Below are 15,918 nucleotides of genomic sequence, written 5' to 3'. Positions count from 1 at the left end.
AATGGATATCACCGAATTATTGGCATTTAGTGTGCAACATAAAGCATCAGATTTGCACTTATCATCAGGGGTGTCACCTATGATACGTGTTGATGGTGATGTGCGACGTATTAATATACCAGCACTTGGAGATAAAGAGGTCAGCAGTCTGGTTTATGACATTATGAACGATAACCAGCGTAAGGACTATGAGCAAAATCTCGAAGTGGATTTTTCTTTTGAAGTTCCTAATTTAGCACGTTTTCGTGTAAATGCCTTTAACTCTAATCGTGGTCCAGCTGCCGTATTCCGTACCATACCAAGTGACGTACTGACACTTGAAGATTTGGGCGCGCCGGAAATATTCAAACAAATTTCAGATAATCCACGAGGTCTGGTATTAGTCACGGGTCCTACGGGTTCAGGTAAGTCGACTACACTTGCAGCCATGGTCGATTATATAAATCAAACTAAACATCATCATGTACTGACCATTGAAGATCCTATCGAATTTGTGCACGACAATAAACTCAGCTTAATTAACCAGCGTGAAGTTCACCGCGATACACATAGTTTTTCTAACGCCCTGCGAAGTGCGTTGCGTGAAGATCCCGATGTTATTTTGGTCGGTGAATTACGAGATTTAGAAACTATTCGCCTTGCTATGACTGCCGCAGAAACTGGTCACTTAGTATTTGGCACTTTGCATACCACCTCGGCACCTAAAACCATTGACCGTATCATTGACGTATTCCCAGGTGAAGAAAAAGACATGATCCGCTCTATGCTCTCAGAATCATTGCGTGCGGTTATCTCACAAACACTGATCAAGAAGGTCGGTGGAGGGCGAGTGGCTGCACACGAAATCATGTTGGCAACGCCTGCTATTCGTAACTTAATTCGTGAAGATAAAATTGCTCAAATGTACTCATCAATTCAAACCGGTGCGTCGCAGGGCATGCAAACTATGGATCAATGTTTAACAAACCTTGTTAACCGTGGCATCATCACTCATATTGCAGCGCATGCAAAAGCGCAAGATAAGACGCAGTTTAGCGCTTAAGGAATTATTATGACTTTATCTTTGAATCATTTTTTACAAATAATGATCGACAAAAAAGGCTCTGATCTATTTGTATCAAGCCAGCTGCCTATTAGCGCCAAAATTAATGGCGAGCTCACCCCTCTTAATGATGACAAACTAACCGATGAGCAAGCGCTGGAGTTGGTTGAGTCGGCAATGAGTGAAAAACAAAAAGCCGAGTTTCATAACACTAAAGAGTGTAACTTTGCGATTGCGACCAGCGAAGGGCGCTTTCGTATTTCGGCATTTTGGCAACGCGATAGAGCGGGGATGGTTATTCGCCGGATTGTGACCAAAATACCCGATGTAAAAGAGCTGGGGTTACCCTCAGCACTAACCGATGTCATTATGTCAAAGCGAGGCCTGGTATTATTTGTAGGTGGTACGGGAACCGGTAAATCAACATCACTGGCGGCACTGGTTGGTTATAGAAATCGCCATCAGCGCGGGCATATTCTAACCATAGAAGATCCAATTGAATTTGTGCATGAGCACCAAAAAAGTATTATTACCCAACGTGAAGTGGGCTTAGATACAGAAAGCTTTGAGTCAGCACTAAAAAGCTCTTTACGCCAAGCGCCAGATGTTATTTTAATTGGTGAGATTCGTTCGCAAGAAACCATGGAATATGCGTTAAGCTTTGCCGAAACTGGTCACTTATGTGTTGCCACTTTGCACGCTAATAATGCTAACCAAGCGATTGACCGTATTATGCACTTAGTGCCAAAAGAAAAGCACGATAAGCTTAAATATGACTTAGCATTAAACTTACGCGCTATTATTGCCCAGCAACTGATCCCGACTTCTGACGGTGAAGGGCGCGTTGCAGCTATTGAGGTGTTATTGAATACGCCAATGGTGAGTGAGCTAATTAAAAACGGCAATATTGGGGGCATTAAAGAAACCATGGCCAAATCAACTGAAGTGGGTATGCAGACCTTCGACCAAGCTTTATTTGAGCTATATAGACAGCAACGGATTAACTATGCCGATGCACTGCATCATGCAGACTCGCCAAATGATTTACGTTTAATGATAAAACTGCGTAATAACGAGCAGCAGGGAGCAGGCTTTTTACAAGGTGTAACCATTGATGGCCTTGATGATAAAGGTAATATGACCTAATTTGTTGCCTACATGGAAGTAGGTAAGGGGCGTGAGCAGGGCGCAAGCTTTGCTCGGTTTTTATTTATTCTTACATGGATGTAAGCCAGTGGAATAACGCAGGAGCAGTTATCGAGCCCACTAGGTTGCAAAGCTCGCTCAGCGATTAAATTGCCCCTAGTGTAAATCCACGCATAAAAAAAGCGCCCAAGGCGCTTTTTTTGTTAAAGCAATTTATTCACCATAACTGGCTTCAAAAAAACTCTCTAAAATGATCACTGCAGACATATTATCTACGTTGCCTTTACCTAAGTTTTTATAACCGCCACGTTCAAACAACCGTGCTTTAGCATCAGCGGTCGTGAGGCGCTCATCTTGAGTATGAACCGCAATACCGTAATGGTTATGCAAACGGTTGGCGAACTTCTTAGCCTTAAATGTAACCTCTTGTGAGGTGCCATCCATATTAAGCGGTAGGCCAACCACCATTAAATCAGGTTGCCACTCTTTTACCTGCACAGCAATGTCATCCCAATTAGGGATGCCATCTTGAGCTTTCACCGCTTTTAAGCTGGTGGCGCTGCCTGTCAATTCTTGACCAATTGCAATACCAATACTTTTGGTACCAAAGTCAAATCCCATTACAGTGCGTTCACCCTGCGGTTTTAGAGTTTTTTTAGTCATGTTTATCTTTTATGTTATTAGGCATGTCCAGCTTCTGGGCTTAGTTGGCCAATATCAAAACCAAGCATAGAAACTGCCATTTCCCAGCGTTTTTCTACGGGAGTATCAAAAATTATTTTAGGGTCGGCTTTTATAATCAGCCAACTATTATCAAGTAGTTCTTGCTCTAATTGGCCTTGCTCCCAACCAGAATAACCTAAGGTAATTATAAATTGTTCGGGTGCTTGGGCGGTAGTTAACGTGGCTAACACATCTTTTGAGGTGGTGATCATAATATCACTGCTCAGCTTTTGGCTTGCCGAGTACCCAGGTTTTGGTGAATGTAGCACAAAACCACGATCAGTTTTAACTGGCCCACCAGCATACACTGTCACTTGCGCAGCTTGTTGAGACTTATCGTTGTCAATATCAATCTTGTCGAGTAATTCACCTACGGTAACATCAATCGGTTGATTGATAACAAGTCCCATAGCGCCTTCTTCATTGTGTTCACAAATATAAGTGACAGCACGTTTAAAAAAAGGGTCTTGCATTGATGGCATTGCGATTAAAAAGTGATTTTCTAATGACTGCATAATTTTTACCCTTTTAGTTATTGAATCTTGAGTATGGCATAGTCCCATGTTTTAACACTAAAAATTTATTCGAGTTTTCAGCGATGACACGATAAGCGTCATCGCTTTATATCTTAGAACTGGTTCAGTGATAATTTATTTATTTAGCTTTTTCTCTATGGCATCAAATAAAATACCGGTAATAGAAATATCGTAAGCGGCTTCAATTTCTTTAACACAGGTTGGGGCTGTTACGTTAATTTCAGTTAACTTATCGCCAATAATATCTAAACCAACAAATATTAAGCCTTTTTCTTTCAATGTAGGGGCAACTGCTTGAGCAATTTTAAGATCTGACTCACTAATTGGCCGTGCTTCACCACGTCCGCCGGCGGCTAAGTTACCGCGCGTTTCGCCGTTTTGTGGAATACGCGCTAAGCAATAAGGAATAACTTCACCATCAACAACCAATACGCGCTTATCACCTTGAGTGATCTCTTCAATGTAATTTTGCGCCATAGCAAAGCGACTGCCATGCTCAGTTAAGGTTTCGCATATTACCCCAATATTGGCATCATCTGCTTTCACTCTAAAAATAGAAGCACCGCCCATGCCATCCAATGGTTTTAAAATAATATCTTTGTGCTGGGCTAAAAATTCACGGATTTGCTTTTGGCTGCGCGTAACTAATGTATCAGGTGTGTGCTCACTAAACCAAGCTGTAAATAGTTTTTCATTGGCATCACGCAAGCTCTGCGGCTTATTAATAACTAAAGTACCGGCTTGCTCTGCACGTTCTAAAATATAGGTTGCGTAAATATATTCAGTATCAAAAGGCGGATCTTTACGCATTAAAATAACGTCTAAATCAGCCAACGCAATGCTGGTTTTTTCTTCAAGCTCATACCATTTTTCTGTGTTATCAAAAACCTGTGCTTTTGCTGCTGTGGCGTAGGCATTACCTTTACGCAGCGATAAATCATCCATTTCCATATAGTAAATTTCGTAGCCACGGGTTTGCGCTTGCAGCATCATTGCAAAACCGGTGTCTTTTTTAATGTTAAATCCACTAATAGGATCTGAAATAATACCTAACTTAATTGCCATGCGCTGTGCCTTAATTTATGTGTTTTTTACAACTGTAACCTTGATATGTGGGTGCTTTTAGTTATTTCAATTAGCTAAATCGCCAAATTGTAATTGTAGTGCGCTTAAAACGGTTAATGCCGCTGTTTCTGTACGAAGAACGCGCGGGCCTAAGCGAATATCTACAAACGCTTGTTGTTTTGTTTGCGCTATTTCATCGTCGGTAAATCCGCCTTCAGGACCCACTAAAAAGCGCACGCCGTCATCGGGAACGGTAATGGTTTTAATGCTGTGTTCGGCGCGTGGGTGTAAGGTTAATTTAATGGCAGCTGTTTGCTGTTCAAGCCAACTTTTTAAATCAACGGGAGAGTGTACTGTTGGCACAAAGTTGCGCCCAGATTGCTCTGCTGCGGCAATCGCTATTTTTTGCCATTGCTGGTGTTTTTTTTCTAAGCGGTCGCCACTTAGTTTTACGCCACAGCGCTGGCTAAAAATAGGGGTGATTTCAGTGATCCCTAATTCAACCGACTTTTGAATGGTAAAGTCCATTTTATCACCACGAGATACGCACTGGCCTAAATGAATTTTTAATGGTGATTCAACGTCATGAGAGTTAAATTCAAGCGGCATAACAACCACGCTCTTTTTACTTACCTCAATAATTTCACTGAGGAATTCTCCGCCTTCACCGTTAAAAATAGAAACCTGTTCGCCCACTTTCATGCGTAACACACGACCTATATGCCCTGCAGCATCATCGTCAAGGCTTAAAGGGGTATTAACAGCAATCGCAGATGATTGATAAATATGAGGCACTCGCATGGCAAATCACTTTTTTACATAGAAGTTATATCCCTCTATGGTAAGTAAGCAAAGGCTTGGGTGCAATTATTTATTTTTCAGATTCAGGGGAAGCAAGCTCAGCTAGCGCTTGTGCGGTTTGAGCTATATCGGTATGACAGGACAAATGATTTGAATGACACTCTTCATTTATAGGCTTAATGTCATAACCATGATTGGTTTGACTGATAATATAGCGTTTTTCATGTAATGAATTATAAATAAAGCGTTGTTTATCATCGGCGAGCAAATAATCTGTTTGATTAAATAACACGCCTTGAACATTGTGGTGTTCGTGGAGATAGCTGGCGAGCTCTGAAATACTGATTTCGTTCTCAATATCGCAATAGCAATAATCTTTAACGAGTTCATCAAACATCATTTTAACTAGCTTTTGCGTATTCGCACCGGCTATTACAATGTCTTTTTTAGCAGCATCATTGGTATTAATATACTGTTTTACAAATGATCGGCTGAACTCGTTATCTATATCAATTAATAGATAACTTCCTGTTTTAATTGCCATATGCCTAAAGTCCCTGTTAATTTTACCAAACAATTAAATAGGGACGTTTAGCAACGGCTAAATTTAACGTGTTTGGTACTAAATTGAAAACATACTTATCAATAAGTAACCAATAGCACAAAATACAGCAAATTCAATACAGGCAATGCCAATATTATCCTGATGATCGACTTCAAGTGCGGTATCGATATTTGGCATTGAGATAATTTTTATTATATACGTTAAACAGTATAGTAATAGCCACATCACACCGCAATGCATTACCAAAGTAAATAAGTTTTCTACCATTTTACCGTTTTGAAACGCCGCACTTGATAAACCAGCATACGCGGCAAGTGCCAAGCCTATTGACTTACCCGCATAGCGAATACCAATTGAGGTATTTTCTAAACCAAAGTTACTTTGCAACGAAGCCCCTTGATTGGCTTTAGCAAAGCGGTTTTCGCGTATTTTACTATCTAGGGCAAACAGTCCTTGTAAAACAAAAAAGCTTACTGAGGCTATTAATAAATTACTAAAGCCCTGAGTGTGTGTCCACGTATACAAACCCAGTACTAAAATACAGTTAGCAATCAGCATCCCTGAATCAACCAGCGCCGCACAAACGTTTTGTTTTAATATGGCAGCTTCTTCATTAAAGCGGCGTAATATCCATTTACGATGGATTAAATGCCCCATTTTTATAAACGAAAATAACAGCACAATTAACAAAATTACTTTTAGTGGATTTGATTGAGCCGTGCTAATACTTATTTCATCAAACAAAAATGCCATCGTGGCGATCACTACTGATATTTCAGAGGCAAAACTAATCCCCATTGCAAAGTTATCATGTTGCGCTAATTCTTCTTTAAGTGCTTGTTTTGCTTTTATTTGAGTAACAATTCTTAAACTGATGATAATAATACAAATAACCACAAAACTAATAGCAATCGCAACTAAACTAGTGTTAGATAATGACAAATATGACATGGTGTTCCTAAATAGATTTACCTTGATAGGTTTTTAACCATTCTAGTATGGTTATTGGTGAGATAAAAGAGGGTATTGATGAGTAACGACACGCAGCTTCCTATTCAATTACAAAAACTGGGTGAAACGCGTTTTGCCGCGCTGTATCCCGAACAACAAATCCAGCAGCAAATCGTGCGTTTATTAGCGTTAAGTGATTTTGCTTGGCGCAGCTTAAGCTCTCAACCTTCGCTGTTATCTTGGTTGCTGTGCGACGTTGAAATTAACAATAGAGAAATTTCAGATCCCTTTGCAACGCTTAATATAAATGAAGTAGAAGAGCAGCAATGTCATCAATTACTGCGCCAATATCGCGAAAAATACTGGCTAAAAGTCGCATTTTTAGACTTATGTTGTGAAAACTCAATCGCGGATAGTATTGAATACATTAGTGAACTTGCCAATAAACTAATAGACAGTGCTAATCAATGGGCCTACAAAAATGTTGCTAAAACTAATGGTGAACCATTAGATGAAGACAAAAATTCTTTACCATTAATGGTACTAGGCATGGGGAAGTTAGGTGGGCAAGAACTCAATTACTCATCTGATATAGACCTTATTTTTGCATACCCCCGCAACGTTAAAACCCAAGGGGGACGTCGCTCGCTCGAAGCATCTGTTTTTTATACTAAAGTGGCTCAAAAGTTAATTACAGCCCTGAACCAATGCACCGTAGATGGCCAAGTATTTCGGGTTGATATGCGCCTGCGCCCATTTGGTGAAAGTGGCCCGTTGGTGATGAGCTTTAATGCCATTGAAGATTACTACCAAGAGCAAGGACGTGATTGGGAGCGCTACGCGATGTTAAAAGGGCGCTTAATTGGCACGCCTAACATTTATTGGCAGGAGTTTAATACCTTGCTGAGGCCTTTTGTATATCGCCGTTATATTGATTTTTCAGTGATTGAATCGCTTAGAAAAATGAAACTCATGATTGCCCAAGAAGTGCGTCGTAAGCGCTTAACTAATAATATTAAACTAGGCGGTGGCGGCATTCGCGAGGTTGAATTTATTGTCCAAGCATTGCAAATGGTCAGAGGCGGCAGAGAAGCTAACTTACAAACACAATCTTTATTAACTGCATTAGAGCAGCTAACAGTTAGCCAAGTGATTGATGAATATGAGGCCAGCGGGCTTAAAAATAACTACCTTTATTTACGTAGGGTAGAGCAATACTTGCAAATTTTTGATGATCAGCAAACACAAACTCTGCCTGATGATGAGCTAAATCAGCAACGGTTGAATGTGTTATTGAACCAAGGTGATTTTGGCTCAGCGATTGAGAAAATAGAGCAGGTAATGGCGCAAATTCATAATGAGTTTATTCAGGTAATTGGTGAAGAAACCGAACCACTTGATACCTGTGAAGGCGCGTTTATAAGCACTTGGGATCATGGCGATGTTAGCTTTTTAAATGATCCCAGAGATGAGTGGCAAACACCATTAAATGACTTTAAACAACGGCTATCTAAAGCCAAAGTGGGTAATCGTGGACGCGATATTCTTGATAAATTAATGCCTGCATTGCTCAAACAATTAAACGACTTTAATGCCAGTGCCAGTGCATTTACAACGGTATGCCAAATATTAAATAAAATTATTTCGCGCACCGCATATTTAGAGCTGTTGTATGAAAATCCTGGAACGTTAAAACAGTTAGTTTTACTCTGCTGCCATAGCAAGTGGATTGGTGAGCATATTTCATTGTACCCCATTTTGCTCGATGAACTTATTGACCCTGCAGTACTATATAAACCGACCCCATTAACAGCGTACAAAGATGAAATAAGACAGTATTTTTTACGTATTGAACATGACGATCTTGAACAACAAATGGAAGCATTACGTCAGTTTAAACAAACCCATCAGTTACGGATTGCCGCCGCAGATGCCACTGGTGTTATTGATGTGATGAAAGTAAGCGATCACTTAACTGCACTTGCAGAAGCAATAGTTGATCAGGCTGTTAATATTGCTTGGTATCATTGTGTTAAACGTTTTGGCATGCCACCTAATACTGACGATGAGCATAAAGGCTTTGCCGTTATTGCGTATGGAAAAACCGGTGGTTTTGAGGTGGGCTATGACTCTGATCTCGATTTAGTTTTTGTCCATAACCATGACGGTACCAGCTATACCAGCGGCGACAAGGCAATTGACTCAAGGCAGTTTTATTTAAAGTTAGCGCAGCGGTTAATGCATTTATTTAATACTCGTACTGCCTCAGGTATTTTATATGAATTAGACACTCGCCTTCGTCCAGAGGGCGCATCAGGGTTATTAGCGATTAACTTAGAGAGTTTTAATCATTATCAACAAACCCAAGCTTGGACGTGGGAACATCAAGCTTTAGTAAGGGCGAGGTTAATTTTAGGCCAAACTGAACTAGTGACGCGCTTTGCACAAATTCGCGCCGAGATATTGTGTCAAAAACGTGATGTTGAGCTGTTAAAAACCGACGTAATTAAAATGCGCGAAAAAATGCGTGGTCATTTAGCCAAAGGCAACGAGCAGCAGTTTGATTTAAAACAAGACGTGGGGGCGATGACCGATATTGAGTTTATGACTCAATACTTAGTATTAAAGCACGCTCATGAGTTTACCCATTTATGCGATAATTCTGACAATGTCAGAATTTTAACGGACGCGGCTAAAATTGGGTGCATTACAGACACACAAAAACAGCAACTTATTAAAGCCTATATTGATTATCGTTCACGCTATCATGTGTTGAGCCTAGATCAGCAAGGTCGCTGCGTAAAACGTGAAGATTTTAGCGAAGACATTAATAATGTAACTGCTGTTTGGAAAGCTATTTTTGAGTTGGACTGATTTATAAGCGCTCAATGACTATTGAGCGCTTATAAAACGTAGTTAATTACTTAGCTTTAAACAGTTTGTACGTACAAATTCAGACGGCAGCTCGGTAATGACCGCTGCACGTTGTTTAGGGCAGAAAAACGCATACACCTCATTTGAAAAATCATCATTTATAGAGCGGCTAACGCGGTATAAAGCGGAGTTAAAACTGCTATCTATTCGAAAGTGATCTTTAACAACGTAATCTTTGTCTAAGTACCACATTAAAGTAACCCCTTCGTTATTCGCATATTGAGTTAGTACAGTACGTAAGGTTGAGTCACGTTGAAAGCGACGAGGCCCTACTTCTCCACTCCAATTCAAAGGCATAGGCTCTACTACAAAAGAGCGTTGGTTCAGTGCTCTATCGAGACTAAGATCGGGTTTCTCAAGTTCAATTACAAACTTTTCGTTATCTTTATTAACGCTAATTTTATCGCGAATTGACGCATAAAAACGAGACAACCCTTCAGCTGCCGCGTTAGTGGTTTGTTGATAATTAAGTGACGACGTACCATTTAGTAAAAAGTAAATGGCTGCACCAATTAACAATAAGGCTAAAAGTATGTATCTAATCCAAAACCACATGGCTGTCACTCATCTTTGTTATTTTAATAACCCATCTTTAATAAAAAGATGGGGCGTCTTTATCGGGGCGCGTTTTAAAACGTCTATGTAGCCACATATACTGTTCAGGGGCTGCATTTATTGATTGTTCCATGCGCTCATTAACACGTCTTACATCGGCTTTATCATCACCGCTTGGAAAGTGCTCAAGCTCAGGCACGATTTCTAAATGATATTGGCCTTTCTCATCACGACGAGTAATTAGGCTCATTGTTTCGCAGTTTTTACTACCCGCAAACATCAGTGTACCAGTGGTCGTTGCTGTGTCGGGAACTGCGTAAAAAGGCACAAATTCACAACGGTTACGGCCATAATCTTGATCAGGTAAGTAATAACAAACTTTTTTGTTCTTTAATGCTTTTAATAGACCTTTGACGTCTTTTTTACCAATTAAATATTCATTCGAGCGCAGGCGTCCGTTAGTGGTAAAGTATTCCATCAGCGGATTATTGTGTGGGCGATAAAAACCTATACCTTTACACCCAGTCCCCATTAAACGGCCAGCCATTTCAAGGTGAAGTACATGAGGAACGAGTAATAAAACGCCTTTTCCTGATTGTTGCACGCGTTCAAAATGCTCAAGCCCTTTTAGTGACCCGAGTACTTTTTCTACCCGCCACTGTGGCCACCACCAAGCCATGCCGGTTTCGACCATAGCAATACCGGTATTTTCCATATTCTTAAGTACTAGCTGTTGTTGCTCGGCTTCGCTCATTGTTGGAAAGCAGTGCTTAATATTAACCTCAGCAATGTGCCTTCTGCGTTTCATATACTTATAAACCAAGCGTCCGAGCTGCTTACCCATGGCTAATTGTATTTTTTGTGGTAACCATGAAATGAGATATAAAAATAAGACACCAATCCAAGTTAGCCAATAACGAGGACCTAAAAAAGAGGCTTTAAAAGGGGATGAGTTAACCACAAAAATTTTTCTCTAAAAATAAAAGGCAAGGGTCTGTTGACCTTTGCGGATTAATATTTGTTCAAACTAGGGGCGGTTTAATAGCAGCGCGAGGTTTGTAACCTAGTGGGCTAAGTAAAAACCGAGCAACAAAGAGTAAATCGCCCCTAGGCAGAACCCTTCGGGCAGCGCCTGTTTGGCATTGATGCTGCGTTATCGCCTATTTATGGGGAATAACCACATTATACCCAAATTGCCTCAATATGCAGAATTCAGCGTTTCACAGGGACTTAATATCAAGGCGTTCCCTTTGCAATAATGGTCGTCCCTTTTAAAAAGGAACAACAAAGGGAGTAAGTTTCTGTGAAACGCCCTGCGGGTTGGTTTAAAAGCTATTTATACTGCGTTATTGATTTTAACAAGGGAATAACCATTATTTTCAATCAATGCCTTGTCAAAATAGCTTTTAATTCCAACTGAAACTCGCAGATTAAGGCAACTTGGGTATAGATAAGCTCTGCCTTGCCTAAATACCAAACAGGCTGCTGCAAATTAAACCTTGAAAGGTCAACAGACCCTAGTTTAACGCTATGTGCTTAAAAATACAAAAAGCCAGCAAAAAGCTGGCTTTAGTAATTATTTATAATGAAGTCGTGTGTTTAGTTAACGGTATTTAACCCTTGGTTTATACCCACTAAGTCTTCGCGGCTTAATGTGCCTGTTGCTTGTTTTAGACGAAGCGTTGACACAACATAGCGATAACGCACATCAGCAAGATTACGCTTTGCATTGTATAAGTTTTGCGTACTGATCAGTACATCAACAATAGTACGTGTACCTACTTCAAAACCCGCTTCAGTGGCTTTTAATGCACTTTCTGCTGAAATAACAGCTTGTTCAAGCGCTTTAAATGTCGCAATGTCAGATACCACTTGATTGTAAGAAGTAATGACAGAGCGAGTTACTGCACGATAATCCGTTTCAAAATCTTGGCTTGCAGCAACGTAAAATGCACGTGCTTGATCAGTTGCAGCAACTGTTGCACCCCCTGAATAAAGTGGGACGCTAAAGTTTAGTCCAATAGAGGTTGAATCTGAACGAGGCTGGTCGTCAAAACTAGCGCCATTTAACTCACTATCTGTTAATGAGTCGCCGTAGCTAGCATTTAACGTTAGTTTTGGGTAATGACCTGCTTTTGCGAGTTCAATTTGTTCTTTAGCTATATCAACCGTTATTTTTGATACTTGCAGATTTAAGTTTTTGTCTTTAGCTATTTTAACTAAATCAGTTGCAGGCGTACTTGGCTTAACAGTAGAAAATGTTTTAGTGTTTAACATATCTAGTTTTGCGTGGTACTTACCGGTGATCTCACGTAGCTGCTCACGGGCTGTTTCTACCGCATTATTAGCAATGATCTCTTGCGCTACTGAGTTATCAAATTGTGCTTGTGCTTCATGTACATCGGTAATAGCCGTTAAACCTACAGCGTAACGCTGTTTAGTTTGTTCAAGTTGGCGCTCAATAGCACGTTTTTCAGCTTGTACAAATTCAAGGTTATCAATAGCGCTAAGTACGTTAAAATAGCCCTCAGCAACACGCACAATTAGGTTTTGCTTGGCAAAGTCGTATTGGCCGCTTGCTTGAAGTGCTTGTTTGTCGGCAATACCTAATGAATTCCATGCGCCTAAATCAAATAACGTTTGGCTTAAACTAATGCCGCGTCTGAATTGATCGGTTTCACTTTCTACTTTAACTTGGTTTGATAAATCGCCTACGCTTTGAAAAGAGCTTGAGTCGCTTTTATCGTAACTCATGGTCAAACCAATTTGCGGTAATAGTGCGCTCATAGCGCGATCGCTTTGGTATGATTGTGCATCGGCTTGGGCTTTTGCTTTTAAAACGGTAGGATCGTTGGCTGTTGCGATTTCAAAAACTTGAAGTAAATCTTCTGCATTGGCTACGGTTGAGCCCAATGCGCATGATAAACTAACCAGTGCTGCAAGGATGTTCTTTTTCATGTGATGTTCGGTCCTTAGACAATTTTTGTACTACAGGCATGTTAACCTGTTTTACTTCATAACTAAAAAAAAAATTAGTAAAACAACGTTTTCAAGTGTAACAGAATATATACCCAACAAACCTCATTCGCTCAATTTAGCGTTTTACTGGGGCTGGCTATCAAGACGTTGATGTATCGGCGCTTTCAAAAAGGAAATAAAAAAACATGTCGAATAAAAGTCGTATTCAATTTACCCATGATGATGTGAGATTAAAACCGATTGAAAACCTGTATAGCGGTTTTTTTAAAATAAACCTTTATCAATTTCAGCATGCTCTGTTTGCTGGTGGAGAGTCTGAGGTTATTCGTCGAGAAATTTTAGAGCGTGGCGATGCGGTTGCGGTACTTCCTTATGATCCAGTGACTGAGCAAGTATTGCTTATAGAACAAATTCGCATTGGCGCAATTAAAAGCAAACACTCGCCGTGGCTGTTAGAATGTATAGCGGGCATGACTGATGGCAGCGAAGATTACGAGTCGGTTGTTAAAAAGGAAGCGTTTGAAGAAGCCGGGCTTAATTTAACCGAGCTTGAGTTTATGTTGTCTTATCTTTCTAGCCCAGGTGGAACCACAGAGCGTTTGTTTTTATATTTAGCTCATGCCGATTTAAGCCAAATGAGCACCGGCATTTTTGGGTTAGAAACCGAAGGTGAAGATATTAAAACCCATATTATGCACGTAGACGAAGCACTGCAGCGACTTAATAGTGGTGAAATTGATAATGCCGCTACCGTAATTAGCTTGCAATGGTTAGCGCTAAATCGCGATAAGATACGTAAAAAGTGGGCATAGTTTTTAATTTTTAATAGTAATGGCGGTATTTTGACAGCACTTTTAACCACTAATCGATATATTCAAAGTCTTCCAAAGTATTTAACGCTTTGTGAGCATAATTACGTACGCCTTTTAAAATTACTGCCTCGTGAGCGAGTGATTGGCAATGTAAGAGAAGTTAAATTAGGCCACAGTGAATTTGTAATCCATATAGATGATAGTGCCAAGTACACACTCGATGTATCTATTAAACAGTTAAATGGCATGCTCGTTGGCATTGCTCCGCTGTATTTAACAGTACGTTTGTACAATGATGCGAAGGTGGCTGAAATTGTTCATCATGACTACCACCAACGAATAAAGCCTTCTTATGGTTACCCTAACCCTAAAATGCATCAAAAAGATGAAAAGTATCAGTTAAATGCTTTTTTGTATGATTGGTTAGTAGCGTGTGTTGAAAGAGGTCAATCAACACTGAATTGGGATGTAAATAATGGCTTGGTTTGATGACACTTATTATTTTGAACAGACTAGGCTTCGAATTGCACACCTAACCGATTGTCACCTTTTTAGTGATAAAAATGCTGAATACTTTGGCGTTAATACAGCAGATCATTTTGTTAAGGCATTAGCTGATATTGCAAAGCAGCAGCCGGATGCGTTGATATTTGGTGGTGACCTAACGCAAGATCACAGCTTTAATTCGTATTTATTATTTGCAGAACTTATTCATAATAGTGACGTTGATTGCCCGGTATTTTGGGTGCCTGGTAACCATGATGAGATTGAACAGCTTAATTTAATTAGTGGCGGGCAAATACAACACGCTAAACATATAGTGGCGCAAGGGATTGAACTGATATTAATTAACTCTAAGGGTGAAACGCCTGCAGGGTGGGTCAGCGCCACACATTTAGATGAAATCATGGCGTGCTTAGTTAACTCAAGCAATCGTCATATTGCATTTTGTCATCACAACCCACTGCCTATTAATGGCTACCTAGACAAACACATGCTAGAAAATGGGCCGCAATTATTAAATTTATTAGTTAATAATGGCTGCGTTGATGCGCTGTTTCATGGGCATGTCCATAATGACTATCAACAGCAGTTTAGAGGACTCAATGTTTACGCTACCCCAGCCAGCTGCGTGCAATTTAGTAAACACAGTGCGACTTGGCAGCAAGAAAATAAAGGGGCAGCTTATCGCATGCTGTATTTAAATGCTGAGCAACAACAGCTACATATACACTCGGACGTGGTATGGTTAAACGAGTAATTTATATTCACGGTTTTAATAGCTCTGAAAAATCATATAAAGCTGTGCGCTTTGGTGAGCTTATGGCACACTATGATGTTGATTATTGTGTGCCGCGTTTAAATCATGAGCCTGTTGAGGCTATTATAGCGCTTGAACAACTATTAACACCGAATACCGTATTATTGGGCAGCTCGTTAGGTGGTTTTTTTGCCACGTATTTATCGCAGCGTTATCAAATTCCTGCGGTGGTAATTAATCCTGCCGTTGCCCCATATACATTATTAGAGCCTATACTTGGGCCTAATTATAATCCGTATCAAGATTATAATTACCAATTACAATCTCGTCATATAGATGCGTTAAAAGCATTAACGGTGACAGAGTTAAAACACCCTGAGCTGTTGTATTTATTACAGCAAACAGGGGATGAAGTGTTAAATTTTCAGCACGCAATAAAGTATTACTCACAATGTAAACAGTTAATTGAATTTGGCGGCGATCATAGCTTTAATGGCTTTGAGCGAGCTTTTTCAAGCATTGTCGATTTTCTTAAAATCAGATATTAG

The 15,918-nt window shown here is 40.1% G+C and carries 16 protein-coding genes; 7 read left to right on the top strand and 9 right to left on the bottom strand.

All coding sequences use genetic code 11. The features are described from left to right. The first annotated feature begins 1 nt into the window (after position 1). Both BW139_RS01735 and BW139_RS01730 read left to right on the top strand, forming a co-directional pair. Positions 2-1,042, top strand: coding sequence for a type IV pilus twitching motility protein PilT (locus BW139_RS01735; protein WP_008113326.1), 1,041 nt, complete (start codon positions 2-4; stop codon positions 1,040-1,042). Between the two features lie 9 nt (positions 1,043-1,051). After that, entirely contained in the window at positions 1,052-2,188 is a 1,137-nt protein-coding gene (locus BW139_RS01730; protein ID WP_076918448.1) for a PilT/PilU family type 4a pilus ATPase, read from the top strand. A gap of 213 nt (positions 2,189-2,401) precedes the next feature. On the opposite strand, the gene ruvX is transcribed toward BW139_RS01730, so the two are convergent. The 6 genes from ruvX to BW139_RS01700 form a co-directional block, all read right to left on the bottom strand. Next, entirely contained in the window at positions 2,402-2,851 is a 450-nt protein-coding gene (gene ruvX, locus BW139_RS01725) for a Holliday junction resolvase RuvX (RefSeq protein ID WP_008113324.1), read from the bottom strand. A 17-nt stretch (positions 2,852-2,868) separates the two neighbouring features. Beyond that, complete coding sequence (locus BW139_RS01720; RefSeq protein WP_008467722.1) at positions 2,869-3,426, bottom strand: YqgE/AlgH family protein; 558 nt, start codon at positions 3,424-3,426, stop codon at positions 2,869-2,871. A 135-nt stretch (positions 3,427-3,561) separates the two neighbouring features. Next, complete coding sequence (gene gshB / locus BW139_RS01715) at positions 3,562-4,512, bottom strand: glutathione synthase (RefSeq protein ID WP_076918447.1); 951 nt, start codon at positions 4,510-4,512, stop codon at positions 3,562-3,564. Between the two features lie 66 nt (positions 4,513-4,578). Next, the gene (rsmE, locus tag BW139_RS01710) at positions 4,579-5,313 is read right to left on the bottom strand and encodes a 16S rRNA (uracil(1498)-N(3))-methyltransferase (RefSeq protein WP_076918446.1); all 735 of its coding nucleotides are present in this window, start codon (positions 5,311-5,313) and stop codon (positions 4,579-4,581) included. Positions 5,314-5,383: 70 nt separating this feature from the next. Further along, positions 5,384-5,857, bottom strand: a complete 474-nt coding sequence (locus BW139_RS01705; RefSeq protein WP_076918445.1) for a hypothetical protein — start codon at positions 5,855-5,857, stop codon at positions 5,384-5,386. 78 nt (positions 5,858-5,935) lie between these two features. Then, the gene (locus BW139_RS01700) at positions 5,936-6,829 is read right to left on the bottom strand and encodes a hypothetical protein (RefSeq protein ID WP_008110578.1); all 894 of its coding nucleotides are present in this window, start codon (positions 6,827-6,829) and stop codon (positions 5,936-5,938) included. Between the two features lie 78 nt (positions 6,830-6,907). Between BW139_RS01700 and glnE the strand changes: the two genes are divergently transcribed. Beyond that, positions 6,908-9,703, top strand: a complete 2,796-nt coding sequence (gene glnE / locus BW139_RS01695; RefSeq protein WP_076918444.1) for a bifunctional [glutamate--ammonia ligase]-adenylyl-L-tyrosine phosphorylase/[glutamate--ammonia-ligase] adenylyltransferase — start codon at positions 6,908-6,910, stop codon at positions 9,701-9,703. 42 nt (positions 9,704-9,745) lie between these two features. Here glnE and BW139_RS01690 read toward each other — a convergent pair whose 3' ends face one another. From BW139_RS01690 to tolC, 3 genes are all read right to left on the bottom strand, one after another. Next, complete coding sequence (locus BW139_RS01690; RefSeq protein WP_076918443.1) at positions 9,746-10,318, bottom strand: toxin co-regulated pilus biosynthesis Q family protein; 573 nt, start codon at positions 10,316-10,318, stop codon at positions 9,746-9,748. Between the two features lie 37 nt (positions 10,319-10,355). Then, positions 10,356-11,279, bottom strand: coding sequence for an LpxL/LpxP family Kdo(2)-lipid IV(A) lauroyl/palmitoleoyl acyltransferase (gene lpxL, locus BW139_RS01685; RefSeq protein ID WP_076918442.1), 924 nt, complete (start codon positions 11,277-11,279; stop codon positions 10,356-10,358). Positions 11,280-11,917: 638 nt separating this feature from the next. Next, positions 11,918-13,276, bottom strand: coding sequence for an outer membrane channel protein TolC (gene tolC, locus BW139_RS01680; protein ID WP_076918441.1), 1,359 nt, complete (start codon positions 13,274-13,276; stop codon positions 11,918-11,920). A gap of 206 nt (positions 13,277-13,482) precedes the next feature. Here tolC and BW139_RS01675 point away from each other — a divergent pair, with 206 nt between their 5' ends. From BW139_RS01675 to BW139_RS01660, 4 genes are read left to right on the top strand one after another with little or no spacing between them, the layout of a single operon-like run. After that, on the top strand, positions 13,483-14,109 hold the full coding sequence (locus tag BW139_RS01675; RefSeq protein WP_076918440.1) for an NUDIX domain-containing protein: 627 nt from the start codon (positions 13,483-13,485) through the stop codon (positions 14,107-14,109). Between the two features lie 30 nt (positions 14,110-14,139). Then, positions 14,140-14,598 carry a DUF1249 domain-containing protein gene (locus tag BW139_RS01670; RefSeq protein WP_076918439.1) on the top strand — a complete coding sequence of 153 codons (459 nt, stop codon included), beginning with the start codon at positions 14,140-14,142 and terminating at the stop codon, positions 14,596-14,598. Next, a complete protein-coding gene (locus BW139_RS01665; RefSeq protein WP_076918438.1) occupies positions 14,585-15,370 on the top strand; it encodes a metallophosphoesterase in 786 nt (261 codons plus the stop codon). The genes BW139_RS01670 and BW139_RS01665 overlap by 14 nt, the downstream gene beginning before the upstream one ends. Beyond that, positions 15,355-15,918, top strand: a complete 564-nt coding sequence (locus tag BW139_RS01660; RefSeq protein ID WP_010391565.1) for a YqiA/YcfP family alpha/beta fold hydrolase — start codon at positions 15,355-15,357, stop codon at positions 15,916-15,918. Before BW139_RS01665 ends, BW139_RS01660 begins: the two co-directional genes overlap by 16 nt.

The organism is Pseudoalteromonas sp. SK18 (assembly GCF_001974855.1).
Classification (GTDB): domain Bacteria; phylum Pseudomonadota; class Gammaproteobacteria; order Enterobacterales; family Alteromonadaceae; genus Pseudoalteromonas.
This window is presented reverse-complemented; position numbering and strand designations above follow the sequence as displayed.